The organism is Cryobacterium sp. PH29-G1 (assembly GCF_030063365.1).
Classification (GTDB): Bacteria; Actinomycetota; Actinomycetes; order Actinomycetales; family Microbacteriaceae; genus Cryobacterium.
The window spans coordinates 115,249-138,211 of sequence record NZ_JASISY010000006.1 but is presented as its reverse complement, the minus strand read 5'-3'; the positions used below and the strand labels follow the sequence as shown (position 1 = coordinate 138,211).

Genomic DNA, 22,963 nt, shown 5'->3' with positions numbered 1-22,963 from the left:
GCTCACACCTCCCGCGTCTTGCGTGCGCCGAAGAGCCCCTGGGGCCGAAGGATCAGGATCAGGAACAAAAGCCCGAACGCCACCATGTCACGCCAGGAACTGCCGATGTAGTTTACGGCCAGAACCTCGGCCACGCCGAGGATGAGACCGCCGATCAGAGCGCCGGGCAGGGAACCCATGCCACCGACCACGATCACGGCCAGGGCTTTGAGTTCTACGGCATGACCGATTCCGAGCGAGGCTGCGTTGACGTTGAGGGTGAAGAGCACACCGGCCACCGCACCCAGCGCCGACGAGAGGGCGAAGGTCGTGCTGCTGATCCGGCCAACGTTCAAGCCCAGCACTGCGGCCGCGTGCGGGTTTTCAGCGATAGTGCGCATGCCGCGACCCAGCTTGGATTTAGCAACGAGCCAGGTCAGCACGATCATCAGCGACACGCTGATGATCAGGATGACGACCTGCAGGAGCGAAACTGTAGCGCCGAGAATCTCCACTCTGGTGGGCGTAAAAATGTCTGCGGGGAATCGACGGGTGTCGGCGCCGTACATAGCCTGCAATAACGACAGGAGGATGGCACCGAAGGCGATCGAGGAGATCAAACCGGCGAAGTGGGCGTCGTGCCGCCCGGCGAGCGGCCGGAAGGCAATGCGTTCGATCAGGATGCCCAGGACCGCGCCAAAGACGAGAACCATGGGGATCAGCAACCAGATGGGTACACCCAGGCGGGTGACGATCTCAATCCCGACGAGGGCGCCGGCAGTGAAAACCGCAGCGTGCGCCAGGTTCAGCCGGTCGAGGATACCGAACACCAAGGTGAAGCCGATGGCGAACAGAGCATAGATGGAACCGAGAAAGATCCCGTCCAGAAAGAGTTGCATTGGTGACGTCCCTGTTTTTGGCCGTGTGCCGCCGGAGGGCGGCACACGGCCGGTTCGTAATTAGTGGAGCGGTGGAACCTAGTTCAGGATGGTGAACTGGCCGTCCTGGACGATCTGCACGAGAGCGTCGTGCACGGCGTCGCGGTTTTCGTTCAGGCTCACGTCGCCCAAAACGGTCGGAACATCCTTGACGTTGCCGAGGCCCGTTTTGATGTCCTCACGCTCGCCCGAGCATTCGGAACGAACGGCGTCATCGATGATCTGCATGCCGGCGTAAGCCTGCGCGGAGAACTGGTCGGGAGCAGCGTCGTAGGCGGCCGTGTAGTCCGCAATGAACTTGACGTTCTGATCGTTATCGGATGCTGAGTTCCACGCGGCCCCCACGATAACGCCCTCGGCTGCCGCACCGGCACCAGCGAGCAGAGCGGGCGAGTTGAAGCCGTTACCGCCGATGATCGGAGTGTCGATGCCGATTTCGCGGGCCTGGCTCACGAGCGGCACGGCCGCGTCGATGAGGCCAGAGACCACGATGGCGTCGGCGTCGGACTGCTTCGCCTTGTTCAGCAGGGCGCGAAAGTCGGTGTCCGACTTCGAGAAGGTGAGAGTGTCGGCCACTTCCACGTTCTGGTCCTTGAGTGCCGCGGCGAAGGCCTGGTAACCGGATTCCGTGAAGGCGTCATCGTTGCTGTACATGACAACAACCTTTTTCACGCCGAGCTTGTCAACGGCAGCCTTGACAGTCTGCGGAATGACGGATTCTTCGGTGAGCGAATCGCGGAAGATGTAGTCGCCGATTTCGGTAATGCCAGCGGCCGTGTTCGAAACGCCGAGCACGGGTACCTGAGCGTCCTGAGCGATCGGGTCGGTCTGCTTGGCCGTGTTCGACAGTGTCGGGCCGATGATGATACTGGCGCCGGCGGCGATGAAGGTGTCGAAGACCTGGATGGCCTGTTTCGGGTCGGTCGCGTCGTCTTCGACGGTGAGGGCGTAGGTGACGCCGCCGACCTTGTTGAGGTCCTCAATAGCGAGTTCCAGCGCGTTTTTCTGGCCGGCGCCATACTGTGCCGCGGCACCGGTGAGGCTGAACGAGGCGGCAATGGGGATAGGGGAATCGATGGTGCAGTCCGCGCCGGTCCCCGATCCAGTCAGACCGCCACCCGCGGTCGATTCTGTGCTGGTCGCGGTGCTGCAACCAGTGATGGCGAGCAGTAGAGCTGAACCGCATACTGCGGCAGAAAGCAGTTTTCTTGTCATTAAGTGGACCTCCTTGGCCAGGGCGAGCGATGATGCCACTTGATGTTCAAGCGGGTTCCGTCGATAGAGCCTATCGTTTCACCTCAGCCACGGTTGCGCGCAGGCCCCGCTCGGCGGAACGAAAGCCCCCTCGCCATTGACCGCCGGTGTTCAGCGGTGTAAGCCGACTCTCAAGGAGGCACACAATGGAATTCACACCCAACCCCGGAACCGGAATGAGCGACGCCATGCACGCCGCTCGGACCGAGACCCGACGCATTATGGCGGAGAACAAAGGCGACCTCGTCGCCGAGCAGAAGGCGGTGCTCGCCCGGCTGACCACGGCCAAATTGATCACCGATACGGAAGCGAAGACGCTCCTGGCCCTCTACAAGATCGGCTTTGACGCTGGCGAGCCCAAGGGCAATCCCCAGCGCGCATACTTCGAATCGCGAGAGGTCTACAGCAAGCTGGCGGTCAGCGGCACGGCCAGCCCCGTGGCGCTCGTCATCGCCTCGGCGGCCGTCGGCTCCTTCGAGCTGGTGGACGACCCCAAGGGACCGCCTACGGTCGTGGCTTTCAAACGCAGCTATGGCCAGTCCGGCGCGGCGATCGGCGCCGGGATCGGGGCGATCCTCGGAGGACCGGCCGGAGCCATCCTCGGCGGTGAAATCGGAGGTTTGATCGGCGGAATCGTCGACGACAAAAAGGATAAGAAGTAGTCCAACCTCGTCCATACTCTCCGCTCCCAAGCGGATGCTTCGCTGTGCACGTATTGCGGATCTCGCGCTGCCATATATGATTCAAGAAACGATAATAGAACACCTCGTTCTATTATCGAACAGACAGTGCTGCGGGCATTGGATTCGACGCAAAGAAACCCGCACCCAGAGACCACACAGAGAAGTGAGGAAGCCGTGCAGTTTCACCACCACGGATACGTGTCCACCGATCCCCGCCAACAGGATGCGGCCGGTGTCGGCATCGACCGCCCCGATGCGCTCCCCGACAACGTCGATGTGCTCATCGTGGGAAGTGGCCCGGCCGGCATGATCACCGCCGCCCAGCTCTCCCAATTTCCCTCGATCACCACGCGCATCGTTGAGCGTCGCGGCGAGCGCCTCGCGATCGGCCAGGCCGACGGCATCCAGGCTCGCAGCGTTGAGACCTTTCAGGCCTTCGGTTTCGCCGAACGCATCATCGCCGAGGCTTACCGCATTACCGAGATGGCTTTTTGGAAGCCCGACCCCACGAATCCGTCGAACATCATCCGCACGGCCCGGGCCGTCGATGACCCCACCGGCATCAGCGAATTTCCGCACCTCATCGTCAACCAGGCCCGCGTGCTGGACTATTTTGCCGAGGTGATGGCGAACTCGCCCACCCGAATGACTCCGGACTTCGGCTTTGAGTTTGTCACCCTGACCAATACCAACGAGGGCGACTATCCCGTCACCGTGACGCTCCGACACACCAGTGGCGAGCGCACCGGTCAAGAGCGCATCGTGCACGCCAAATATGTGGTCGGCGCCGATGGCGCCCGCAGCGGGGTACGCGATTCCATCGGCTGCACGCTCGCCGGCGACGCGGCCCTGCATGCCTGGGGTGTCATGGACGTGCTCGCCGTCACCGACTTTCCTGACATTCGCACCAAGTGCGCCATCCAGTCCAGCACCGGTGGCAGCATTCTGCACATTCCGCGCGAAGGCGGCTACCTGTTTCGCATGTATGTCGACCTCGGCGAAGTAGCCGCCGACGACAATGGCGCCGTGCGCAAGACGACGATCGACGAGATCATCGTGAAGGCGAACGAAATTCTGCACCCGTACACCCTCGACGTGAAGAACGTCGCCTGGCACAGCGTGTACGAGGTCGCCCACCGGCTCACCGATCGATTCGACGATGTACGCCCCGAAGAGATCGGCATCCGCTCGCCGCGAGTCTTCATCACGGGTGACGCCTGCCACACGCACAGCGCCAAGGCCGGCCAGGGTATGAACGTGTCCATGCAGGACGGATTCAACCTGGGCTGGAAGCTGGGCTACGTGCTCGACGGGCGCAGCCCCGAAAGCCTGCTCAGCACCTATTCGGCCGAGCGCCAGGTAATCGCCAAGAACCTCATCGACTTCGACAAGGAGTGGTCGACCCTCATGGCCGCGAAGCCGGAAGACCTCAAGGTGCCGCTCGAAGATTTCTATACCCAAACGGCGGAGTTTCCGGCCGGTTTCATGACGCAGTATCCGCCGTCGATGTTGATTGGTGAGGCGACTCACCAGGCGCTCGCGACCGGGTTCCCCATCGGGAAGCGCTTCAAGTCCGCCCCGGCGGTACGCGTCGGCGACGCTAATCCGGTGCAGTTGGGCCACCACCACCGCGCCGACGGACGCTGGCGCGTGTACGCCTTTGCTGACGCCAGCACCGGCTCCGCACTGATCGAGTGGGCCGAGTGGATGCGCACCTCCCCGGATTCGCCCTTGCGGGCACACACACCGACCGATGCTGACATCGACAGTGTTTTCGACATCAAAGTGGTCTACCAGCAGGCGCACACCGACGTTGATCTTGGTCAGGTCGACGAAACTTTTCTGCCGAGAACCGGCCCGTACGGCTTGATCGACTACGAGAAGGTCTATGCCGCCGACCCGCAGCACGACATCTTCGAGCTTCGCGGCGTCAGCCGGGATGGCGCTGTTGTCGTGGTGCGTCCGGACCAGTACGTGGCGCACGTGCTGCCCCTGACCGCCACCGACGATCTGGCCGCGTACTTTCGGCAGATGCTGTTGGCGCGGTAGCGCGACGGCACGAGTTCAACCGCGTTGACAGCGGATGCCGCGAGACGGTAAATGTCAGTCGGCTGAAGGCCGCTGACGGTTGCGTTTCGTGGCTGAGCGCTGTTGTTTGGCGGCCAGGTGCCGCCGGGCCGACCCCTTGGTGGGTTTGGTGCGGCGGCGCTTGGCCGCTTCCGGCGCCAGGCCCGAAGACACCAGGTCGGCGAGCTTGCGCAGGGCCGTCTCCCGATTGCGCAACTGGGAGCGCTGCTCGGAGGCGGCGACGGTGACCACCCCGAGAATGAGGCGATGCTCGAGGCGGGTCAGCAGCAGCATCCGTTCGTCATCGGTGAGTACCGTGGAATCGGCGACGTTCCAGAACAGCTCGACCCGACTGTCGGAAGTATTGACGTGCTGGCCGCCGGGACCGGACGACCGAGAGAATCGCCACCCGAGTTCGCGCTCGGGAATGGTCAGTTGCGGCGATACCTCCAGATCCATGCACCAAGCGTTGCACGATCTGGTCAGAATAGGGGCCAGGGCACGGCGGGCATCTGTCCGCTCGGGGCCGGAAACCGTTCGGCAGTGCGCAACCGGTCACAGCGCGCGGAAAGCGCCGCGATTTCGGCCGTGCTGAGCAAATCGGCCAGGGTCGCTCCGAGCTCGCCCGACAAGCCGGTGCGCACCCGGTCGATGCCGTGTAGTTCGTCGGCGCTGAGCGCGTCGCCGAGCCAGCCCCACAGCACGGTGCGCAGTTTGTGGTCAACGTGAAAGGTGAGCCCGTGATCGACACCGTGCCGGTGACCGTCGGGCATCGCCAGAACGTGGTCACCCTTGCGGTCGGCGTTGTTCACGATCACGTCAAACACGGCCATACGTCGAAGCGTCGGCGTGTCCTCGTGAATGAGGGTGACCATCCGTTCGTGCTCGTCGCGTCCCTCGAAAACGGGTCGCCACCCGACGCCGGGCACAGCCGTCGAGGCCACGAGGTCGACGGCGTTCTGGGCGGGGTCGGCGTGCTGCCAGAGCTGCACCATGCCCTCGCCCATCGGGCCGTCGCGCAGCCAGGTGCGCGGTACGACGTTCCAGCCGAGGGCCTCCGAGACCAGGTAGGCCGCGATCTCGCGGTGCGCGAGGGTGCCATCGGCAAAGTCCCACAGCGGATGCTCCCCCATAATCGGCTTGTAGACCACCGCAACCCCCTCGATGCTGCCGAGGAACGTGGCGTTGGACGCCGTCGTGAGGCGGCCCGTCAGTGTCAGCTCACCGGCCTCGAGGTCGGGTGGCGGCATCAGATGTCGGGCAGGGTGCAGGTGTGACCGTCAGCATCAACCGGGTAACCGCAGAGCGGGCACATCGGGCGACCGGCACCCACAACCTCCCGGGTACGCATGGCGAATGCTCGGGCGGTGCCCACGGGCATGCGCACGAGCAACATCTCCGGCACCTCCGTACTGTCCATGTCCGGGTCGTCGTCCTCGCCGTCGTCGTCCGGCAGGGGGTAGGCCTCGATGACCACCTGCACCGTCGAAGGGTCCCAGCTCAGGGTCAGCGCTCCGATCCGAAACTCCTCCGCAATGGGCTGCTCCAGCGGGTCGTTGTCGACAAGTTCAACGGGAGTCGACGTTGGAATGCTGAACGGGTTGCCCTCAAAGGTGATGAGCTGGTCGAGAATCTCGTCGATCTTCTCGGCGAGCAGGGCGGACTGCTGTTTTTCGAGGGCAATACTCACGACCTGCGCTCCGGCTCGTACCTGCAGGTAGAACGTGCGTGACCCCGGCAGACCGATGGTGCCGACAACGACCCGATCGGGCCAGGCGAACTCGTGAATGATTGTGGGCATAAGAACACTTTAGGCGCGGCAGGTGCGCGGTGTCTGTGGCCTGCACCGCGGCATCCGCTTGCTCACACTCCCAAATTGGGCTTGCGCCTGGGGCACTGCGGGTGGATGCTGGGCAACAACCTCATTGGGGGTACAAAATTATGCGCGACCCCGCCCTCTGGATCGGCCTGGCTTCGATTCTTGGCCCCTTGTTGCTGGGCATTTTGTTCGTCCCGGTAGGGGCGGCCATATTTGCTGTTGGCCTTCAAATCGCCCACAAGGGGAAAGGCATTGCCGTCGGCACCTGGGTCTCTGGTCTGACCGCGGTGATTCTCGCAATAATCATCTACCCAGCACATTTTGACTCCGTGGCAGCTTGCGACGCCATCGCCGCGCGCGACAGCGTGACCCTTCTGACGTTGTTGGGTGACAATACCGATAGCACTCGGCTCGAAATGCTCGAGGCCGGTTGCAATGATCTCCCTTTTTATACAATGCCCACTCGCTGACGGAACTGGTGCCGCTGGATTATGAGCCACGGCGTACTGCTCGTGGCGACGATCCCGCCTGAGGGGGCTAGCTTCGGCCGGTCGATACCCACCCGGCCTTCGGCTGTGAGCACCCTGATACCGCCGGAGAGGTCGCTATCTATGCTGCCGACATGGCGAACAGACCGACGATACCCACGATGTACAGCACCAGCACGGCCAGGGAATCGATTCCCATCCCCAGAATGCGACGTTTCGCACGGAAGATCAGCCCGACCGTGTATACGAGGGTGAGCAGCGCGGCCAGCGCGGTGAGGTAGATATCGCTGGAATTGGCCTGCGGCAAGACGGCTTTGCCCGAGATGACGGTAGCTACCAGGAAGAGCACGGGAAGAAACGCATTGCCGCCGAGGATGTCACTGACGGCGAGGTTGTCGTCTCCCTGTTTCACCGCCTGGAGGCCGGTGGAAATCTCCGGCAGGGACGTGGCCAGGGCGAGAACAGTCGCGCCGAACAAGACTCCGGAGAGGCCAATTTGTGTCGATGCCGCCTCCCCCGCTCGTTCGAGCACCACACCGGCGACCAGGGTGGCCACGGCCGACACGGTAAAGATGACCGCTGCCTTCGAAACGCTCATCTTTTTCTCGGGGGTGTGCCGACGATGCCCCTGCACGTGCGGCGACGAGTCCGGCGCCTGGCCGCTCTCGTGCCAGGGGAGTCCCTTGCCCGCTCGCTGGATCAGGAAGAGACCGACGATCCACAGCAGGGCAATCACAAGTACATCCGGCGTTAGCCGAGCAAAAACGAGGGTCGACGGCAGTTGGCTACCTGCGATCACCGCAGCGAGCACGGCGACGACTACGAGCGTTTCCAGCACGAGCGTCAACGACGCCGCGCGATAGGTCAGGGGTTTCACTCCCTGCCCACGCCGGCCGAAGAAGTCCAATATCACCAGCACCACGGTCTGCAGGGCGATGCCACCCAGAATGTTTCCCACGGCTATATCGAGGCTGCCCGACATTGCAGCGCTCACGGTGATCGCGATTTCTGGAAGATTTGTCGCAAGGGCGAGCACGATAAGTCCGCCCAACGCGCTGCCGAGGTGAAGCCTCGCGTCGAGCACATCCGTCGTCTTCGACAGCTGGATGCCAGCCGCCCAAATCACGACGGCGCCGACGAGAAATATTACGGCGAGCACCCACAACGGCCAGGACGACATGTCTTGCTCCCATTCGCGTCGACCTCAGCTGGCCTCAACGTGGTCGTATTCTGCCACCACACGGCTGGTGCCGGTGAATATGCCTCGTCGCGGCCTTCAGCGCGGCGGCGTAGCCACGAGAACCGCGTCGTCACCGACCGACACGGTACCCGCTTGAAGGACCTCCGCATAGACGCCGAACATGATATCGCTCGCCTGCAATCGATAGCCGGCGAGAGTCTTCAGCAGGTTGGTGCCACTGGCGCCCGTGTTCGGATCGAAATCGATAACTGCGCACCGAGGGATGCCGGCCTTCACGAGCAGCCGGGCTCCCCCGATGTGCAGTTCGCGGCCAGCCCAGAGATCCTCAACGTGAGCAGCGGCGTCACCGGTATCGATGGTGAACGTGCTCCGAAACCGGCGCGCATCGACGGCAATCCCCGATTCCCGGGCCAGCCGTTCGAGCGAGCTGGTCGTGGCAATAGTGACGGCATCGCCGTAGACCACGCCTCCGGCGACCACGCTCCGCGCGAGCACGACGTCACGTCCCACCAGACGGGAGACCTCGCCTGCCCAGGGCCCGTCGACAATCTCCATGGCGGTCGCTCGGCCCCAGTAGTCCAGCTCGAGAAAGGTTCCCGTCGTCTCCGGTACGGCGGTCACCGGCCGGCCATCGACGTCCATTGTGAGCATCCCGTCGCCCCACCGGGCTTCGCACCGGAGAAAAAGTGGATGCTCGACTGTTTTCAGCACCCGTCCGCTCTCCTGATCAATGAAAGCGAAGTCGCGGTCCCCGACGGGCCCGTCAGCATCGAGCAGCACCTGTTGCCGCGGCTGGTGGCGACCCCCTTTGAGGGCCGAGATACCGATTGCACTTATCTGCATGATGCTGATCACCCTATCGGCAGGCCCGTATATTCGCGCTACTGGACGATGCCCGACCGCGCCCGATCCTGCTTCTCCAGTCGGGCGAAATATCCGGCAATGGGCACGTCGGTGGAGGAATGGGCAATGATCGAAATAGAGATCGCCACAACGATGAGGTGAAACAAATGATCAGCGTCGGCATTGCCGCTCTCCAGCACCAGCAGGCCGTAGAGCACCGACGCGAAACCCTTCGGGCCGAACCACGCTGCGGTGGCGCGTTCCTCCCACGGTAGTTTGCTGCCGATGAGCGAGAGTTCCACGGCTACCGGCCGGGCAATCACCAAAATCAAGACAGCGAAGAGGTACCCGAGCGGTGATACGTCGCCCAGAAAGCTCGGCGTGATGAGCGCGCCGAACACGAAGATGGCCAGCAGCTTAATGATCTCGGCGATGTATTCGCCGTATTCGATGAAAGCATCACGCAGCTCGGGCGCCGCGCTGGCGATGGTGATGCCCGCCGAGAAAGCAGCCAGATACAGGTTTGCTCCCGTGCCGGTGGCGACGCCGTAGATGATGATCGCGATCGCGAGCGGGCCGAGTGAGGCATACAACGGCGTCGCTGCCAGGTAGGGAATGCGCAGCAGAAATGTGACGAGCAGCGGAACGGCCACTCCGAGCACGACGCCGCCCACCAGCTCGAGGGCGAGCACGAAATAGTCGACTTCCGGACCGCCGATTGAGGCGATGAGGATGAGCACTACCGGGAGGGCGAGTCCGTCGTTGAGCCCTGATTCCACGTTGAGCAGGCCGCGAATTCGAGCCGGAATCTCGATGCGGCCAACGATTGCCGAGGCGAACACCGGATCGGTGGGGGCGAGCACTGCGGCGACCAGCAGCGCTTCCGTCCAGGGCAGGCCCACGAGCCACACGCCGAGCAGCGCCGTGATGACGAACGTCAGCGGCATGCCCAGAAGCAGTGCCCGGCCGGGTAAACGCCAGGCCCGCCTGAGCTCCCGCACGGCGAGCCGCTGTCCATCGGTGAACAGCACGACAAACAGGGCGATCTGCGCGATCTCGCTCACCTGGGCATCGCCGGCCTGCAGCACAACGACTCCGGCCATCCCCTGCCCGAGCAGAAAACCCGCGACCAGGAACAGCACCGCCGTGGACAGCACCGTGCGGTGTGCGATTCCCGAGATCAGAATGGCAGCGAGCAACACGATGCCAAAGCTGAGGATCACGGGCTGACCTCATTGGCCAGCGCCCTGTGCCTGAATCTGCAGCTACCCGCAATAACCTGCGCCCAATGCTTCGCCTTGTTGAGCGCGTTTTTCGGTCTCATAGGGACCAGTGTAGAAGCCAGGGTCAACCAGAGTCGGTGTGAGGCTCAGGAGTCGGTTTCGGTGCGGGGCCCACGGTGTCGGTGTTAGGTTCGCCGCGAAACGGGTACCCGGCGAACGGATCGACAGCAACGAAAAACCGACAGCGTAGGTCGCTGTCGGCATCCGTACTGCCGGGCGTTAGACCAGCGCTGCGGACCGTTCCCAGAGTAAACGAGCGAGAATCGCGTCGTTCGCGTCCGGGTTGACTTTCTTAGCCAGCTTTTTCGATTCGTAGTATCCCCCAGGCTCAAAGGTGGTGCCGGGAATGCCCTCGGCGAGCCAGACCAGCTGGTCGGCACCCTTGTCGGCGGTGATGGTGAGCATCCGCTTGAGCGGCCCATGGTACAAAAAACGCATGACGTGGGTGGTGTCGTTGGCGAAGCTCGTCCCAACCACGCCGGGATGGAAGGAGACCGCCGAGAGGCCTTGGTCTGCGTAACGACGCTGAAGTTCTCTCGTGAACAGAATATTGGCCAGTTTGGCGTTTCCGTAGGCCGTCTGGGGCGCGTAATCGTGGGCGTTTTGCAGGTCGTCAATGTCGAACTTGCCGTAGATGCGGGCAGCGAGGCTCGCCGTTTGAATCACGGTCGCTTTGCCCGCCACCAGGCTGGGCATGAGCAGGGTGGTCAGAAGAAACGGTGCAAGATGGTTGACCTGAAAAGTCATTTCATGGCCGTCGACGGTCAGGGTGCGCGCACCCATAATTCCCCCGGCGTTGTTCGCGAGAACGTCGATCGACGGGTAGGCGGCGAGCAAGTCATCGGCGAGGCCACGCACTTGCGAGAGATCAGCGAAATCCGCCACGTAGTGCTTCGCCCCGATCTCTTTGGCGATGTCAGCTGTTTTACTGTCCGAGCGCCCCACGACCACGATGCGGTGGCCGTCTGCTGAGAGCCGGCGGGCAGCAGCGGCTCCGATCCCGTCGCTGGCACCGGTGATGATGATGGTTTTGGTCATGGTGCGTGGTCCTTCGCGACAGTGGCGACCGGGAATGCCGGCGTTGGTGGTGTTTAAGCGGATGCGTGCGTGCGCGCTGGTGCAGGTCAGGGCGACGGCACCGGCGAGGCGCATCGTGGTGACTCGGTCGGCGACACACGCAGGGTAACCAATCTATCTGGCGATCGCGGGACTGGTCGAAGCCCGTGGGCGTGCGCCGGCATCTAGCGCTCCCCTCTACAGCGCAGGGACCGCCAAGGTTCGCAAATCCATCCCGCCGCCGTCACGGCTCCGCCTATGTGTTTCTGAGCCCCGAATAAAGCGGTAAGCTCGTACAGTTGTCTTCCGCAGGTTTTGAAGTTTGAAATCGTATTGTGGAAGCGGCGGGCTGTGGCGCAGCTTGGTAGCGCACTTGACTGGGGGTCAAGGGGTCGCAGGTTCAAATCCTGTCAGCCCGACCAAAAGTCCCGGAAACTCAAGGGTTTCCGGGACTTTTTAGGTTAAGAAATTGATCACCCTACCGAAAACCTACCTTTTACCCCTCTCTGAACGCCCCTCGGCCGCTCTCTCGTGTGAGGTGCGCAGGTCAGTATTGGTCGTCTTTGATTGTTTAGGTGCGCCTGGCGTACCTACGGAATATGAACACACACGAAGCAACTTCAGCCACGGTCTCGTTGGAGCCGCTGATGGATGTCGCCGAGCTGGCGAACTACCTCGGCATCCCGGTCTCCACTGTCTACGACTGGCGCGTGCACGGCAAAGGTCCGGCCGCGTACCGGTTCGGCAAGCATCTGAAATTCGCAATCTCCGACGTGCAGGCGTGGATGGCCCAGCAGCGCGAACCGTCTGGGCAGCCCGGCACCCCCGCTCGGCGGTGAACTGATGTCGCGGCCACGTCAGACGATCGGCACCTTCGGCGACATCATCACCCGCATCAGGCCGTCGGGCCAGTTCGAGGCCCGAACCCACTACCGGGACTGGGATGGCCAATCGCGCCAAGTGCAGGCCACCGGCAGCACCGCCAAGGCGGCCGAACGCGCGCTGAAGAGCAAGCTGGCTGAGAGAACCGAAGTGCAGCCCACGAACGGCTTCCTGACTCCAGACAGCCCCTTCACCGACCTGGTGAAGTATTGGCTGGACGACATCGACGCGGAGGGTCGAATCTCCAAGACCACCCGCAACCTGTATGAGCGCAACATGCGCACGCTCGTGCTGCCGGTGTTTCAATATCTCACCCTGCGCGAGATCGGCGTGGTGCGCTGCGATCAATTCATCAAGCAGATGGCGAAGCTCTCCTACAGCCGCGCCAAGCAATCGCGCGTCGTGCTGCGCCTGGCGCTCGAACTCGCGGTTCGGCACGAGATCCTCCCGACCAACCCGATGGACCATGTGGCCCGGCTGCACCGCGAGCCCCACATCCCCGATGCACTCACCGCGGTCGAGGTCAACAAGATCCGCGTTGCTATCGCACAGTGGGAGGCCGGTGTCGGCCACGTCTCCGGTCCCCGACCCGACGGGCAGCTCGGTTCGATATCCGGACCGGTACGCGAACTATGAGCCAGTTGCGGAAGCGATTCTGGTTGCGCTGACCCGCGCTTCGAGCGTTGCCGAGTCATCGCGGGTCGTGTTTCCGCTGACTGCGGGCACGTATACGAACACCGACAGCTTCGGATGGCGCATCGATCCGTACACCGGTGAACGTCGCTTTCACGTCGGCAGTGACCTTGCGGCACCGTTGGGGACGCCGATCCTCGCGGTCGCCGACGGAGTCGTGAGCTTCGCCGGGCCACGCGGCACCTACGGCGGGCTGATCACCATCGAGCACACGGTCGGCGGCGATCGGGTCACCTCGTTCTACGCGCACATGTACGAGCAGGGCATGCATGTCACGGTCGGCGTCAGCGTGGTCGCTGGCCAGCACATCGGCGACGTTGGTTCCGCGGGCAAGTCGACCGGTCCGCACTTGCACCTGGAGATCCATCCGGGCGGATCGAGTCAGCCAGCCGTCAATGCGGTCGACTGGCTTGCCGCCCGCGGCGCTTCCGACCTCACCGACGCCCCCAGCGGATGCGCGGTGGCGTGATGGACGTGTTTCCCGATTTCGGCGCCGTCGGCGGCTCATCAGAGCTTAAAAGCATCGTCGGCGCGCTGTTGAGGTTCGTGCTCATCATCGCGGTGCTCATGATGATCATCAGCGGGGTGACGTGGGCGCTGGCCTCTGCGCACGGCAACTTTCATACGGCTACGCGGGCTCGACTGGTGCTCTGGGTCGCGTGCGGCGCGGCGGCGCTTGCGGGCGCCAGTGTGGCCTGGGTGAACTTTCTGCTCGGCGTGGGCTCCAAGCTTTGATGGGCAGCATCCACGACTGCGCGCGGAGGGTTGGAGTTCCACCCGCAACGGGCCAGCGTGCCGGTTGACTTCGGCCCGTCCAGGAGCCCGCCTACGTCGGTCGCGGTCAGTTTCTTCCGGAGGCTGTCGCAACCAGCCGGCCTGTGTCACGCACCGCGCATTCGGAATAACATTTCACCGCCCACCAAAGAACGCTTTCAGCACGATCAAAAGCCATTGGGCCGGAACGTCTGGCGCTGGGCGCCGGGTCGCGTCGGCGAGCTGTAGTCGCCCCGCATATAGCGATACTCCCGATCCAGTGGTTTGCGCATGAACCGAATAACGAGCCGAATGAAGAGGCTCGTGACCCAGGCGCTGACCACGAACCCCACCGCGAGCATCAGCAGGTACACGACAACGAGAACGACGGCTATCCCAGCACCCGCCGCAAAGTTCGGTTCGAAATCACCCATGCTTCAAACGTATTAGACGAGACGAATACTCCGTAGACCCCATCTCAAGGGCCTTCCGGCAAAGCAATCCAGACAACCCGTGGCATTATGAATCATTTCCGTGACTATGTCTGATTACTGGATACGCACTCGCCCGCCGCGATCAAGGACTAGATCAGGGCATTCCACTGCCTTGACTTTTTTCCCGCGGGTTTTTGCGAGGTGAGGTGCCACGCACGACAGTACCCACAGTGGTGGATAGCCACGGGCTGTTTCCCTGTGGCATGCGCATTCTTTGAAATAATTGCGCGGAGTGCGCAGCCCGCGGTCCAGAAATTTGGATACTTGACTTTCGTGCAGTTTGCCATCGCGGCTGTCTCCTAGATAAGAAGTTTGCTCGCGTGGCTCAAATCCACACTTGAATGTCGCCCAATACAGACATTCCTTGGTTCACGTAACCGTGATTGACCAAAGCTTACACAGTGAAGGAACGACTCTGCTTGCCCCGGGTCAAACTAATCGCGCTAATCCACTGCATTAGGCAAAATGTGTGTCCGTCAGGTGCCGGTGACGAAACCGCGTGGGTTCGTGCCCTCGCCGCTTCGACCGTCCTCGCACGCTCCATTTGGACACAGCAGCTGTGTCTTCCCGGACTAGAGTATGAGGCAAGGGGAACCGCAGCTTCAGGCAGCGTCCATATGCCGGTCATCGGGCGCGTCTCCTTCACGACGAAGTTACATCGTCCCGGGGGAATACCGATGCGCCGTCTTGCTGCCACACTCACAACCTTTGTCGCTGCGCTACTCCTCGCTGGATGCTCCGGCGGAGGCACCGTCACCATGCCAGACGTCGTGGGAAAGCAACTCGATGTTGCACTCAGCGACGTGGAACGGGCAGGATTCGGCGACGATGTAGAGGTCCTGGGCGGGGGCATGTTTGGCGTAGTCGACGAGTCCAACTGGACCGTCTGCAGCCAAGAGCCTGAGAATGGTACAAAGGTCGATACTGCCCCACGCCTCACCGTAGACCGCACGTGCGATGGCGATGACGCTGCCGGCTCGGCCCCAGAGTCGGGATCGTCCGAGCCCGACATGGATGCCTATAGCTACCAAGGACCGCAATACGAAATTGTCACCGTTGATGAAAACCAGAGGTCAGCTAAGCTCACCCATCATTGGATCTATACGGGCCCCCTCGACTATTCCACCGCGGCGTACAAAGATCAGGTAAAAATGATCATCGCTGATATCGCGCATGCCGAGGGCACGAACAAATTCTTTGCCGAAGTTGTTACCGACAAGGAAATTGCCTTCGCAGAGTCGCCGTCCACGTTCGAAAGCTTCATCGCCGAGCACGGCTCGGACTACGCAATCAACACCATTCCCCAGCATGAAGTAACAGGGTGGATCGCCTCATACACGGGTGGGTTTGACTACAACGCCAGCGAAGCAAGCGATTCTGCCGATGCCATTGAAGTCATCTGGTTTCCCGCCGCGGCTTCAGAGGTCGAAAAGTGGATGCCTGACGTGGTGGGCTAAGCCATACCGCCATCAAAACTCTTGTGAAGCGTTCCGGCGCACCATCGAACGAGATAGCAAGCTGCCATAAAACACGCGACGCTAAGGGAACACCACCCGCTTCCCGCTCTCGCACCGATTGCGAAGAGGCACCTGTGTCGACGAGTTCGCAGCTCCCCATGATCGAGTTGTCGCTGCGCTAATCGACAGCGTTCGACCCAGGGATGACCTCCTCAAGGTGTGGGATCGTCTCTGGGCCGAGCGACAGCTTCCGGTGACACATCGATCCGTACACGGGCGAGCGGCAGTTCCACGCGGGCAGCGACCTCGCGATCGCCCACGGCATGGCCAGCACACCGGCGACGTCGGTTCCGCGGTCAAGTCGACCGGTCCGCACTTGCATCTCGAGATCCATCCGGACCGGGCGGGCCAACCGGCCGCCAATGCAGTGGAGTGGCTGACTGCCCCTGGTGCCGCCGATCTAACGGCCGCACCCAGCGGATGCCCAGCAGGAAAGAGGGAGTGAGATGGACGTCTTTCCAGACTTCGCCGCCGTCGGCGGCTCTGAAGTGTTGCAGAGAATCGTGGGCGCGCTGCTGTGCTTGGGCACTCGCCTCAGCACACGGCAACTACCAGACCGCCACCCGGGCCCGCCTCGGAATTTGGTTGCTTGCGCGGCTGCTGCCCTCTCTGGCGTGGGTGTCGCCTGGGATGGTTCATTTGGTTCGGTGGCCCAATACCGATACCAAAAAACGCAGCCTTAGATCATTAGCGCCGAACTCGCCCTACGCAGTTCCCGAACCCCGGTGTGGTCGTCCCCGGTTCGCGTGCACAGCATGATCACACAGGGTTCGATGTCGCGAACGGGAATGAACTCGACATCCGCTCCCGCGTAGTACGACGCAATCGAGGTGGTCGTGATCGCAATGGCACGTCCGGTGGCGACCAACTGCAGCTCTTCATCCATCGTGTGGATGATTGGTCCGTAGCGTACCGGTCGCCCGCTGGGGCGCGGGTCGACCGCCCACCAATTCATCCAGTCCGGGGTCATGTGGTCGGCACCGACGTGCTCATCATCGTCGAGGTCATTGATCGACACGGTGGCGCTGCCGATCAGCGGATGCTCACGATGCACGGCGACGACACGCGGCTCCGTTCCGATCGGCTCCAGAGTCAGGCCGTCGACTAGCGGAATGGGCGGAATCACGAACGATGCGTCAACCGTTCCGTTGGCCACGGCGGTCAGCTGCTCGGGCCAGTTCAGTTGTTTGAGCTCGATGCGGTTGCTCAAGCGACGCAACAATGACGTTGCGTGTTGGGTGCCGCCGGCGATGAAGCCCACGCGCAGGGTGTGATCGCGACTGCGAGCAAAGCGGGTCAGGTCGAGGGCTGCTTCCTGAGCGGAATCGAGCAGCCGGCAGGCGTGTGGCATGAACGCCACTCCGGCTGCTGTCAGCGTCAGTGGGTGCGAGTCTCGCTTGATCAGTCGAAAGCCCAACGATTGCTCGAGACGACGAATCTGTTGGCTCAGAGCCGGAGCCGTCACAAACATGCTCGCGGCTGCCCGGCCAAAGTGACCTTCTTCCATGACGGTGACGAAAGCGCTCACTGCTCGCAAGTTGATATCCAAGCCCGAAACATCTTTGTTCACGCGCATCGCCCTCCTTGGCAGGTGTTCACAGTGTAGATGCCACGTGCTCGGCGCTCGATAAGAAGTTCGTGCGCACACGTACGGTTTGCGACATGTACTTCGAGGCCCGCCTCCCCGAGACTCAATCTCGAACCAACGAGCGTCAGATTCCACTCAAACGGATGCCTGCACGCTCGCCATCCACCACTCAATGAGGAGTCGTAGTGAATTCAACAGTTGTGATTGTTACCGGGGCAGCAGGCGGACTTGGGTCGGCGATCGCCGCTCGCGTCGCCGACGACTTCGACGTCGTGCTTGTGACCGACATTCAGGAAAAGGCCCTTCAAGCGGTCGTCGAGCGCATCGGCGCCAGTTCACGTGCTCGCGTAATTTCTCACGTCTGCGATGTGAGTGACCCCGACCAGGTCACGGCACTGTTTGAGCGCGCAAACCAGGTAGGCGCCGTGACCGGCCTGGTCAACGCCGCAGGCATCGGCGGGTTCTGCGGCATCGAGGAACTTCTGCCGCAACAGTGGGATCGTGTCTTCGAAATCAATACCAAGGGAACTTTCCTGATGTCGCAGGCATTTGTTCGCGTCGCGACGGCACCGGCATCCATTGTCAATATCTCGTCGATCGGTGCACGCTCGGGCAATGATGTGCTGGCGCACTACGGCGCCTCGAAAGCTGCGGTCATCGAACTGAGCCACAGCTTTGCGCGCGGTTACGGGCGCAAAGGCATCCGCTCGAATGCGATCATGCCCGGCTTCATCTACACCGACATGTGGCGCAATAGCGTGCCCTTCATGCGCGAGCACAATCCTGCCCTGGCCGACGTGACCGACGAACAAATCTTCGCGGGCATCGTCGATCAGAACGTGCCCATGGGTCGGCCGCAGGAGCCGGAAGACATCGCTGAAGCGACGGCCTTCTTTCTCAGCGAGCGAGCCAAGAACATCACAGGCCAGACGCTGGCCGTTGATGGCGGAACAGTTCTGACCTAGTTCGTCAATGACACCGCACGTTTCATTTGTGAACCTACGACGAAGGAGAGAAAAGCTATGAATGACGAACTTCCCACCCGCTATTTGATCATCGGTGCCGGTGTCAACGGGCTCATCGCCGCTCGGGCATTTCGCCGATACGGTATCGATGTCGACATCATTGAACGCCATACCCGACTCGGCGGGCTCTGGGACATGGACAACCCCGGAACCCCAATGTATGAATCCTGCAGCATGATCTCATCTCGCGTGGCCGGTGGCTTCGTCGGATTCCCCATGTCCGATGACCTGCCGATGTATCCGCGCTGGTCGGACCTGTACGCCTACATTCAGGACTTCGCCCGTGAGTTTCAGCTCGACGAACTCTGCGAGTTTGGCCTGTCGGTCGTCACGGCCACTCCGGTCGACAGCGCGGTCGGCCGCTATTGGGACGTGCTGCTGTCCACGGGTGAAAGGCGTCGCTACCGCGGAATATACTCGGCGATCGGGTCGCAATGGCAGCCCCTCGTCCCGAACATACCCGGTCTCGACTCGTTTACCGGTCGGGCGATCCACGCGAAAGACTATCGCTCAACCGAAGAGTTGAAGGGCAAGCGGGTTCTCGTTGTCGGCGCTGGAAACAGCGGCGTAGACATTGCTTCCGACGCCGCCTTTCACGCTGATGCTGCGTTCCTGTCGACCCGACGCCCGTACTACTTCTTTCCGAAGCAGATTTTTGGTGTGGCCCTTCCTGACCTCTTTGACGGCCGAGCGCAGATCGCGCCCCGGCCCTGGATGGACGGTCTCGAACCCGCTGATTTCATGGACGTCGTGCTTTCCACTGTTGGCGATCTGTCAACGTACGGACTGCCGGTGCCGGAAGGGCCGGTCGGTGAGACCCACCCGATCGTGAGCAATACCGTGCTGCACGCGTTCTCGCACGGATTACTCACGCGTCGCCCAGACCTCGAACGAATCGATGGTTCGACCGTGTATTTTGACGATGGAACTTCCGAGGACGTCGACGTCATCGTCTTCGCGACCGGGTACGAGGTGCACTACGACTTTCTCCCCGACGGGCTGGTCGAGTACCGGCGCGGTCACCCGCACTTGCACCTCGCATTGTTCTTTCCCGGAGCGGAAGGTCTCTACTCTGGCGGCAGCATCCACGCAGCGGTCGGCGCGGGCTGGACGGTCTTCGACTACTTCGCCAACTTCGCCGCGGCCGATGCACATGCGACTCTGACCGGGGAGAACGCAGAGGGGCTGCGCCGGTTCAAAACTGAATATGACCCCGACATGACGGCAGGTTTTCCCTTTGTCGATACCCCACGAAATGAGAATCAGTACGACGCTCAGATGCTTCTGGCTACGATTCCGCAAGCAGCCCGCACGGAATTTGGCATCGCCGTACCGACCGGCTTCGATGATGACGACTTCTACGCGTCGTTGCCGCGGAGAAGTCGCATGGAGACGCAGGTAACTGCGGCGTAGCGTCCAGGAATCTGTTGGCCCCAATACGACGGAACTGGCCCCGCTTCTACTGTGATTGCTTGACAGTGAGATTCGATAGAAGCGGGGCCATTAGCGGTGGTCGTAAGTGAACTCGCCGTTCATGATCGTTGCCGCGACCCCGATCTGGGCGATGGACTCGACCGGCGTGGTCAGCGGGTTGCGATCGAGCAGGACGAAGTCGGCGAACTTGCCGGGTGTAATGCTCCCGGCTACGTTGTCGGCGCCCGTTGTTTGCGCCGAACCCAGGGTATAAGCCCGCAGCGCCTCGGCGACGGTGATGCGTTCGTCCGGCCCGTAGATCTCGCCGGCAGCGTCGAGTCTCTCAACGAAAGCCTGAACATTGCGAAGCGCGTTGCCCGACGTGACCGGGCGGTCCGAACTTCCGGGGAGAGGAATACCGGCCGAGAGCAGAGAAGCTGCGCGGTAGGACAGCGGCACCCGGTCAGCTCCGAGAGCGCGGGCCATGTCAACACCAAAGGCCGGGATGAAACCCGGCTGCGGTACCACAATTGCGCCCACCGCCTGGATTCGGGCGAGTTGGGCATCCGTTATCACGCCACCGTGCTCGATGCGATTCGGCACGGGGCGGTTGCCATACAGTGACCGAGCCTTCTCGAAGATCTCGATCGCGAGGTCTATGGCGGAATCTCCAATGGCGTGCGCGGCGATCGACCAGCCCGACCGGTAGGCGGCAAGAATGCGCTCTTTGAGCTGTCCGACATCGCCCTGAAAGTAGCCGTGGTTGTGAGCCGCGCCCACGCAGTACGGATCGTTCATTGCAGCAGTCAGTCCCAACAGCGAGCCGTCGAGAAATACCTTGGTCGGCCCGACTCGCAGGAGTTCGTTGCCGAATCCGGTTCGCACGCCCAAGTCGAGCCCCAGCTTGATCGGGTCGTCAACGTGGCCGACAACGGGGTGCAGCGCATCCAGTGCCACCATGAGCTGGGCCCGCGCCGATAGCGCGCCGTTGTCGAGAGCCGTCTGATAGGCCGCCAGCTCGAGCGGGCTGTGACCAATCCAGCCCCCGCCAATTCCGGCCTCTGTGAAACTCGTGATTCCCTCGGCGGCATAGACCGAGGTAGCCCGGTCAATCGCCTCAGTGATGGTGCGTTGGGAGTGCGGTAGAAATAGATCCTGAATTTTTTGTTGGGCACGCTCTTCGAGCAATCCAGTGAAGCAGCCACCACGGTCACGCACGGCCAGGGCACCATCCTCCTCGACCCGATCTGCGGCCAGAAACCCGGCCAATTCGAGTGCTGCCGAATTGACGATGCAGGCATGACCTGAATTATGCCGAATATAGATCGGATGCCGGGGCGCCAGCCGGTCCAAAATTGCAATATCGGGATATTGTCCGCCAAACGCCTGGTGGTTGAACCCGGACGCCAATACCCAGCTTCCCTCCGGCGTCACAGCGATCTTCGCGGCGAGGGCCGCATACACGTCGTCCAGTCGACCGAACGCAGCACAATCGACTTCAGTGAGGGACAAACCGAACCATGTGGTGTGGCAATGCACGTCGTTGAATCCGGGCAACACGGTCAACCCTCCGCCGTCGATCTGCCGCGTCGCCGAATACCCATCGAGTTCGGCCCCGACCGCAACGATTCGGCCATTTTGAACCCCGATCGCCCCGGCCTCCGGCCGGCGGTCGTCCATGGTGAGTACTGTGGCATTTCGAATGATGAGGTCGAGCGGTGGCATGGCCATAAGTTCTATCTGCTTTCTGGAGCGGCGGTTGGAACAAGTCCTACGAGCGTTTCAGCGACGAGGCACGGTTTCGAGGCACCCTCAACCTCGACGCTGTACCTGACACCGACCACGCCCAATTCCCCTTTCATGGCGAACGATCCGACAACGGCGCGGGCACGAATGCGTGAGCCGACCGGAACCGACGCGGGAAAGCGCAGCTTATCGATGCCGTAGTTCAGTACGTGAGCAACGCCATCGACGCGGTAGAGCTGCCCGGCAAAGAAGCTGAGCAGCGACATCGTTAGGTAGCCGTGCACGATGGTCGTGCCCCACAATGTGTGCGCTGCGGCCGTGGGGTCGCAGTGCAGCGGCTGCCAGTCCTTGGTGACACGAGCGAAGGCATCCACGTCCTTCTGGCTAATCAGCAACCAGGGGGTGGGGCCGAGTTCCTCGCCGTTCGCAGCCGCGACGGCTTCCACTCCGGCGAACACCCGCGGCAGAGCCGATTCAGCCATGAGGGCCGCCAGCCACATACAGGACCTGACCGGACACGAAGCCAGCGCCGAGCCCGACAAAAAATGACACGGCATCCGCGACGTCCTCGGGGGCGCCGACCCGGCGAACGGCAATCGCGGCTGCAGCGCTGGCCTGGAAATCGTCAAAGGTCACGCCGAGCCGTTCGGCCGTAGCGCGGGTCATGTCGGTCGCGATGAACCCCGGCGCGACCGCGTTCACGGTCACCCCGTAGGGGCCGAGCTCCCATGCCAAAGTCTTCGTGAAACCCTGCACGCCCGCCTTAGCCGCCGCGTAGTTGGCCTGACCGCGGTTACCGAGCGCGGAAGTGCTCGAAAGGTTGACGATGCGGCCCCACTTCGCCGCCACCATGTGGCTTTGCACGGCCCTCGACATAAGAAAGGCCCCTCGCAGGTGGACTCCCAGCACGAGATCCCAGTCGACAGCGGTCATCTTGAACAGCATGTTGTCGCGTAGAACTCCCGCATTGTTCACGAGGATCTGAGGAGCTCCAAGTTGCTCTGCGACGAGTGCCACAGCGGCGGCCACCGAGGCCTCATCGGAGACGTCGACCTGCACGGCAATCGCCGTGGCTCCCCCCGCAACGAGGTCTCGCACGCAGTCCTCGGCCGCGACGAGGTTTCTGTCGAGGACCGCGACCGCAATCCCGTCGGCGGCCAGCCGCCGCGCGATCGCCGCGCCGATGCCCTGTGCGCCACCGGTCACAATCGCGACCTGTTTCGTTGTTGTTGTCATGGAAT

General features: G+C 62.2%; 24 protein-coding genes and 1 tRNA gene. 11 read left to right on the top strand and 14 right to left on the bottom strand.

The annotated features are described in order from the left end of the window. Positions 1–2 precede the first annotated feature (2 nt). Together QMK22_RS10180 and QMK22_RS10175 are read right to left on the bottom strand one after the other, a co-directional pair. Complete coding sequence (locus QMK22_RS10180; RefSeq protein ID WP_283497520.1) at positions 3–878, bottom strand: branched-chain amino acid ABC transporter permease; 876 nt, start codon at positions 876–878, stop codon at positions 3–5. A 78-nt stretch (positions 879–956) separates the two neighbouring features. Beyond that, positions 957–2,132 carry an ABC transporter substrate-binding protein gene (locus tag QMK22_RS10175; RefSeq protein ID WP_283497519.1) on the bottom strand — a complete coding sequence of 392 codons (1,176 nt, stop codon included), beginning with the start codon at positions 2,130–2,132 and terminating at the stop codon, positions 957–959. A gap of 185 nt (positions 2,133–2,317) precedes the next feature. On the opposite strand from QMK22_RS10175, the gene QMK22_RS10170 reads away from it, so the two are divergent. After that, positions 2,318–2,833 (top strand): hypothetical protein, encoded by a 516-nt coding sequence (locus QMK22_RS10170; RefSeq protein WP_283497518.1) that lies wholly within the window; start codon positions 2,318–2,320, stop codon positions 2,831–2,833. Between the two features lie 195 nt (positions 2,834–3,028). Then, complete coding sequence (locus tag QMK22_RS10165) at positions 3,029–4,903, top strand: FAD-binding monooxygenase (RefSeq protein WP_283497517.1); 1,875 nt, start codon at positions 3,029–3,031, stop codon at positions 4,901–4,903. 54 nt (positions 4,904–4,957) lie between these two features. Here the strand turns inward: QMK22_RS10165 and arfB are convergent, their stop codons facing one another. The 3 genes from arfB to QMK22_RS10150 are packed head-to-tail and all read right to left on the bottom strand — an operon-like array spanning position 4,958 to position 6,722. Continuing rightward, positions 4,958–5,380, bottom strand: a complete 423-nt coding sequence (gene arfB, locus QMK22_RS10160; RefSeq protein WP_283497516.1) for an alternative ribosome rescue aminoacyl-tRNA hydrolase ArfB — start codon at positions 5,378–5,380, stop codon at positions 4,958–4,960. A gap of 23 nt (positions 5,381–5,403) precedes the next feature. Next, on the bottom strand, positions 5,404–6,171 hold the full coding sequence (locus tag QMK22_RS10155; RefSeq protein WP_283497515.1) for an SCO1664 family protein: 768 nt from the start codon (positions 6,169–6,171) through the stop codon (positions 5,404–5,406). Beyond that, entirely contained in the window at positions 6,171–6,722 is a 552-nt protein-coding gene (locus QMK22_RS10150) for a DUF3090 domain-containing protein (RefSeq protein WP_283497514.1), read from the bottom strand. Before QMK22_RS10150 ends, QMK22_RS10155 begins: the two co-directional genes overlap by 1 nt. A gap of 140 nt (positions 6,723–6,862) precedes the next feature. Between QMK22_RS10150 and QMK22_RS10145 the strand changes: the two genes are divergently transcribed. After that, the gene (locus tag QMK22_RS10145; RefSeq protein ID WP_283497513.1) at positions 6,863–7,210 is read left to right on the top strand and encodes a hypothetical protein; all 348 of its coding nucleotides are present in this window, start codon (positions 6,863–6,865) and stop codon (positions 7,208–7,210) included. Between the two features lie 139 nt (positions 7,211–7,349). Here the strand turns inward: QMK22_RS10145 and QMK22_RS10140 are convergent, their stop codons facing one another. The 4 genes from QMK22_RS10140 to QMK22_RS10125 all read right to left on the bottom strand — a co-directional run bounded on the left by QMK22_RS10140 (position 7,350) and on the right by QMK22_RS10125 (position 11,593). Then, positions 7,350–8,408 carry a sodium:calcium antiporter gene (locus QMK22_RS10140; RefSeq protein WP_283497512.1) on the bottom strand — a complete coding sequence of 353 codons (1,059 nt, stop codon included), beginning with the start codon at positions 8,406–8,408 and terminating at the stop codon, positions 7,350–7,352. A gap of 96 nt (positions 8,409–8,504) precedes the next feature. Then, the gene (locus QMK22_RS10135; RefSeq protein ID WP_283497511.1) at positions 8,505–9,272 is read right to left on the bottom strand and encodes an MOSC domain-containing protein; all 768 of its coding nucleotides are present in this window, start codon (positions 9,270–9,272) and stop codon (positions 8,505–8,507) included. Between the two features lie 38 nt (positions 9,273–9,310). Then, the gene (locus QMK22_RS10130) at positions 9,311–10,495 is read right to left on the bottom strand and encodes a cation:proton antiporter (protein ID WP_283497510.1); all 1,185 of its coding nucleotides are present in this window, start codon (positions 10,493–10,495) and stop codon (positions 9,311–9,313) included. A 279-nt stretch (positions 10,496–10,774) separates the two neighbouring features. Beyond that, the gene (locus QMK22_RS10125) at positions 10,775–11,593 is read right to left on the bottom strand and encodes an SDR family NAD(P)-dependent oxidoreductase (protein WP_283497599.1); all 819 of its coding nucleotides are present in this window, start codon (positions 11,591–11,593) and stop codon (positions 10,775–10,777) included. 363 nt (positions 11,594–11,956) lie between these two features. Between QMK22_RS10125 and QMK22_RS10120 the strand changes: the two genes are divergently transcribed. From QMK22_RS10120 to QMK22_RS10100, 5 genes are all read left to right on the top strand, one after another. Next, positions 11,957–12,033 (top strand) — tRNA-Pro (locus tag QMK22_RS10120). A gap of 177 nt (positions 12,034–12,210) precedes the next feature. Next, complete coding sequence (locus QMK22_RS10115; RefSeq protein WP_283497509.1) at positions 12,211–12,450, top strand: helix-turn-helix domain-containing protein; 240 nt, start codon at positions 12,211–12,213, stop codon at positions 12,448–12,450. Positions 12,451–12,454: 4 nt separating this feature from the next. Beyond that, positions 12,455–13,129, top strand: a complete 675-nt coding sequence (locus tag QMK22_RS10110; RefSeq protein ID WP_283497508.1) for a tyrosine-type recombinase/integrase — start codon at positions 12,455–12,457, stop codon at positions 13,127–13,129. After that, complete coding sequence (locus tag QMK22_RS10105) at positions 13,056–13,655, top strand: M23 family metallopeptidase (RefSeq protein WP_283497507.1); 600 nt, start codon at positions 13,056–13,058, stop codon at positions 13,653–13,655. Before QMK22_RS10110 ends, QMK22_RS10105 begins: the two co-directional genes overlap by 74 nt. Further along, positions 13,655–13,921, top strand: a complete 267-nt coding sequence (locus QMK22_RS10100; protein ID WP_283497506.1) for a DUF6112 family protein — start codon at positions 13,655–13,657, stop codon at positions 13,919–13,921. Before QMK22_RS10105 ends, QMK22_RS10100 begins: the two co-directional genes overlap by 1 nt. A gap of 206 nt (positions 13,922–14,127) precedes the next feature. On the opposite strand, the gene QMK22_RS10095 is transcribed toward QMK22_RS10100, so the two are convergent. Beyond that, positions 14,128–14,373, bottom strand: a complete 246-nt coding sequence (locus QMK22_RS10095) for a hypothetical protein (protein ID WP_283497505.1) — start codon at positions 14,371–14,373, stop codon at positions 14,128–14,130. Between the two features lie 818 nt (positions 14,374–15,191). Here QMK22_RS10095 and QMK22_RS10090 point away from each other — a divergent pair. After that, complete coding sequence (locus QMK22_RS10090) at positions 15,192–15,890, top strand: PASTA domain-containing protein (protein ID WP_283497504.1); 699 nt, start codon at positions 15,192–15,194, stop codon at positions 15,888–15,890. 739 nt (positions 15,891–16,629) lie between these two features. On the opposite strand, the gene QMK22_RS10085 is transcribed toward QMK22_RS10090, so the two are convergent. Beyond that, the gene (locus QMK22_RS10085; RefSeq protein WP_283497503.1) at positions 16,630–17,526 is read right to left on the bottom strand and encodes a LysR family transcriptional regulator; all 897 of its coding nucleotides are present in this window, start codon (positions 17,524–17,526) and stop codon (positions 16,630–16,632) included. Positions 17,527–17,723: 197 nt separating this feature from the next. On the opposite strand from QMK22_RS10085, the gene QMK22_RS10080 reads away from it, so the two are divergent. After that, on the top strand, positions 17,724–18,503 hold the full coding sequence (locus tag QMK22_RS10080) for an SDR family NAD(P)-dependent oxidoreductase (RefSeq protein ID WP_283497502.1): 780 nt from the start codon (positions 17,724–17,726) through the stop codon (positions 18,501–18,503). Positions 18,504–18,560: 57 nt separating this feature from the next. Further along, positions 18,561–19,976 (top strand): flavin-containing monooxygenase, encoded by a 1,416-nt coding sequence (locus tag QMK22_RS10075; protein ID WP_283497501.1) that lies wholly within the window; start codon positions 18,561–18,563, stop codon positions 19,974–19,976. Positions 19,977–20,066: 90 nt separating this feature from the next. On the opposite strand, the gene QMK22_RS10070 is transcribed toward QMK22_RS10075, so the two are convergent. The 3 genes from QMK22_RS10070 to QMK22_RS10060 are packed head-to-tail and all read right to left on the bottom strand — an operon-like array spanning position 20,067 to position 22,958. Continuing rightward, a complete protein-coding gene (locus QMK22_RS10070; protein WP_283497500.1) occupies positions 20,067–21,707 on the bottom strand; it encodes an amidohydrolase in 1,641 nt (546 codons plus the stop codon). 5 nt (positions 21,708–21,712) lie between these two features. Then, positions 21,713–22,204: a MaoC family dehydratase gene (locus tag QMK22_RS10065; protein ID WP_283497499.1), complete on the bottom strand. Its 492-nt coding sequence runs from the start codon at positions 22,202–22,204 to the stop codon at positions 21,713–21,715. Beyond that, positions 22,197–22,958 (bottom strand): SDR family oxidoreductase, encoded by a 762-nt coding sequence (locus QMK22_RS10060; protein WP_283497498.1) that lies wholly within the window; start codon positions 22,956–22,958, stop codon positions 22,197–22,199. The genes QMK22_RS10065 and QMK22_RS10060 overlap by 8 nt, the downstream gene beginning before the upstream one ends. Between the last annotated feature and the right edge of the window lie 5 nt (positions 22,959–22,963).

Coding starts and splice junctions, on each gene's coding strand:
- QMK22_RS10180 (WP_283497520.1), bottom strand. CDS start 878: ATGCAACTCTTTCTGGACGGGATCTTTCTCGGTTCCATCTATGCTCTG.
- QMK22_RS10175 (WP_283497519.1), bottom strand. CDS start 2,132: ATGACAAGAAAACTGCTTTCTGCCGCAGTATGCGGTTCAGCTCTACTG.
- QMK22_RS10170 (WP_283497518.1), top strand. CDS start 2,318: ATGGAATTCACACCCAACCCCGGAACCGGAATGAGCGACGCCATGCAC.
- arfB (WP_283497516.1), bottom strand. CDS start 5,380: ATGGATCTGGAGGTATCGCCGCAACTGACCATTCCCGAGCGCGAACTC.
- QMK22_RS10155 (WP_283497515.1), bottom strand. CDS start 6,171: ATGCCGCCACCCGACCTCGAGGCCGGTGAGCTGACACTGACGGGCCGC.
- QMK22_RS10150 (WP_283497514.1), bottom strand. CDS start 6,722: ATGCCCACAATCATTCACGAGTTCGCCTGGCCCGATCGGGTCGTTGTC.
- QMK22_RS10145 (WP_283497513.1), top strand. CDS start 6,863: ATGCGCGACCCCGCCCTCTGGATCGGCCTGGCTTCGATTCTTGGCCCC.
- QMK22_RS10140 (WP_283497512.1), bottom strand. CDS start 8,408: ATGTCGTCCTGGCCGTTGTGGGTGCTCGCCGTAATATTTCTCGTCGGC.
- QMK22_RS10135 (WP_283497511.1), bottom strand. CDS start 9,272: ATGCAGATAAGTGCAATCGGTATCTCGGCCCTCAAAGGGGGTCGCCAC.
- QMK22_RS10125 (WP_283497599.1), bottom strand. CDS start 11,593: ATGACCAAAACCATCATCATCACCGGTGCCAGCGACGGGATCGGAGCC.
- QMK22_RS10115 (WP_283497509.1), top strand. CDS start 12,211: ATGAACACACACGAAGCAACTTCAGCCACGGTCTCGTTGGAGCCGCTG.
- QMK22_RS10110 (WP_283497508.1), top strand. CDS start 12,455: ATGTCGCGGCCACGTCAGACGATCGGCACCTTCGGCGACATCATCACC.
- QMK22_RS10100 (WP_283497506.1), top strand. CDS start 13,655: ATGGACGTGTTTCCCGATTTCGGCGCCGTCGGCGGCTCATCAGAGCTT.
- QMK22_RS10095 (WP_283497505.1), bottom strand. CDS start 14,373: ATGGGTGATTTCGAACCGAACTTTGCGGCGGGTGCTGGGATAGCCGTC.
- QMK22_RS10090 (WP_283497504.1), top strand. CDS start 15,192: ATGCCAGACGTCGTGGGAAAGCAACTCGATGTTGCACTCAGCGACGTG.
- QMK22_RS10085 (WP_283497503.1), bottom strand. CDS start 17,526: ATGCGCGTGAACAAAGATGTTTCGGGCTTGGATATCAACTTGCGAGCA.
- QMK22_RS10075 (WP_283497501.1), top strand. CDS start 18,561: ATGAATGACGAACTTCCCACCCGCTATTTGATCATCGGTGCCGGTGTC.
- QMK22_RS10070 (WP_283497500.1), bottom strand. CDS start 21,707: ATGGCCATGCCACCGCTCGACCTCATCATTCGAAATGCCACAGTACTC.
- QMK22_RS10065 (WP_283497499.1), bottom strand. CDS start 22,204: ATGGCTGAATCGGCTCTGCCGCGGGTGTTCGCCGGAGTGGAAGCCGTC.
- QMK22_RS10060 (WP_283497498.1), bottom strand. CDS start 22,958: ATGACAACAACAACGAAACAGGTCGCGATTGTGACCGGTGGCGCACAG.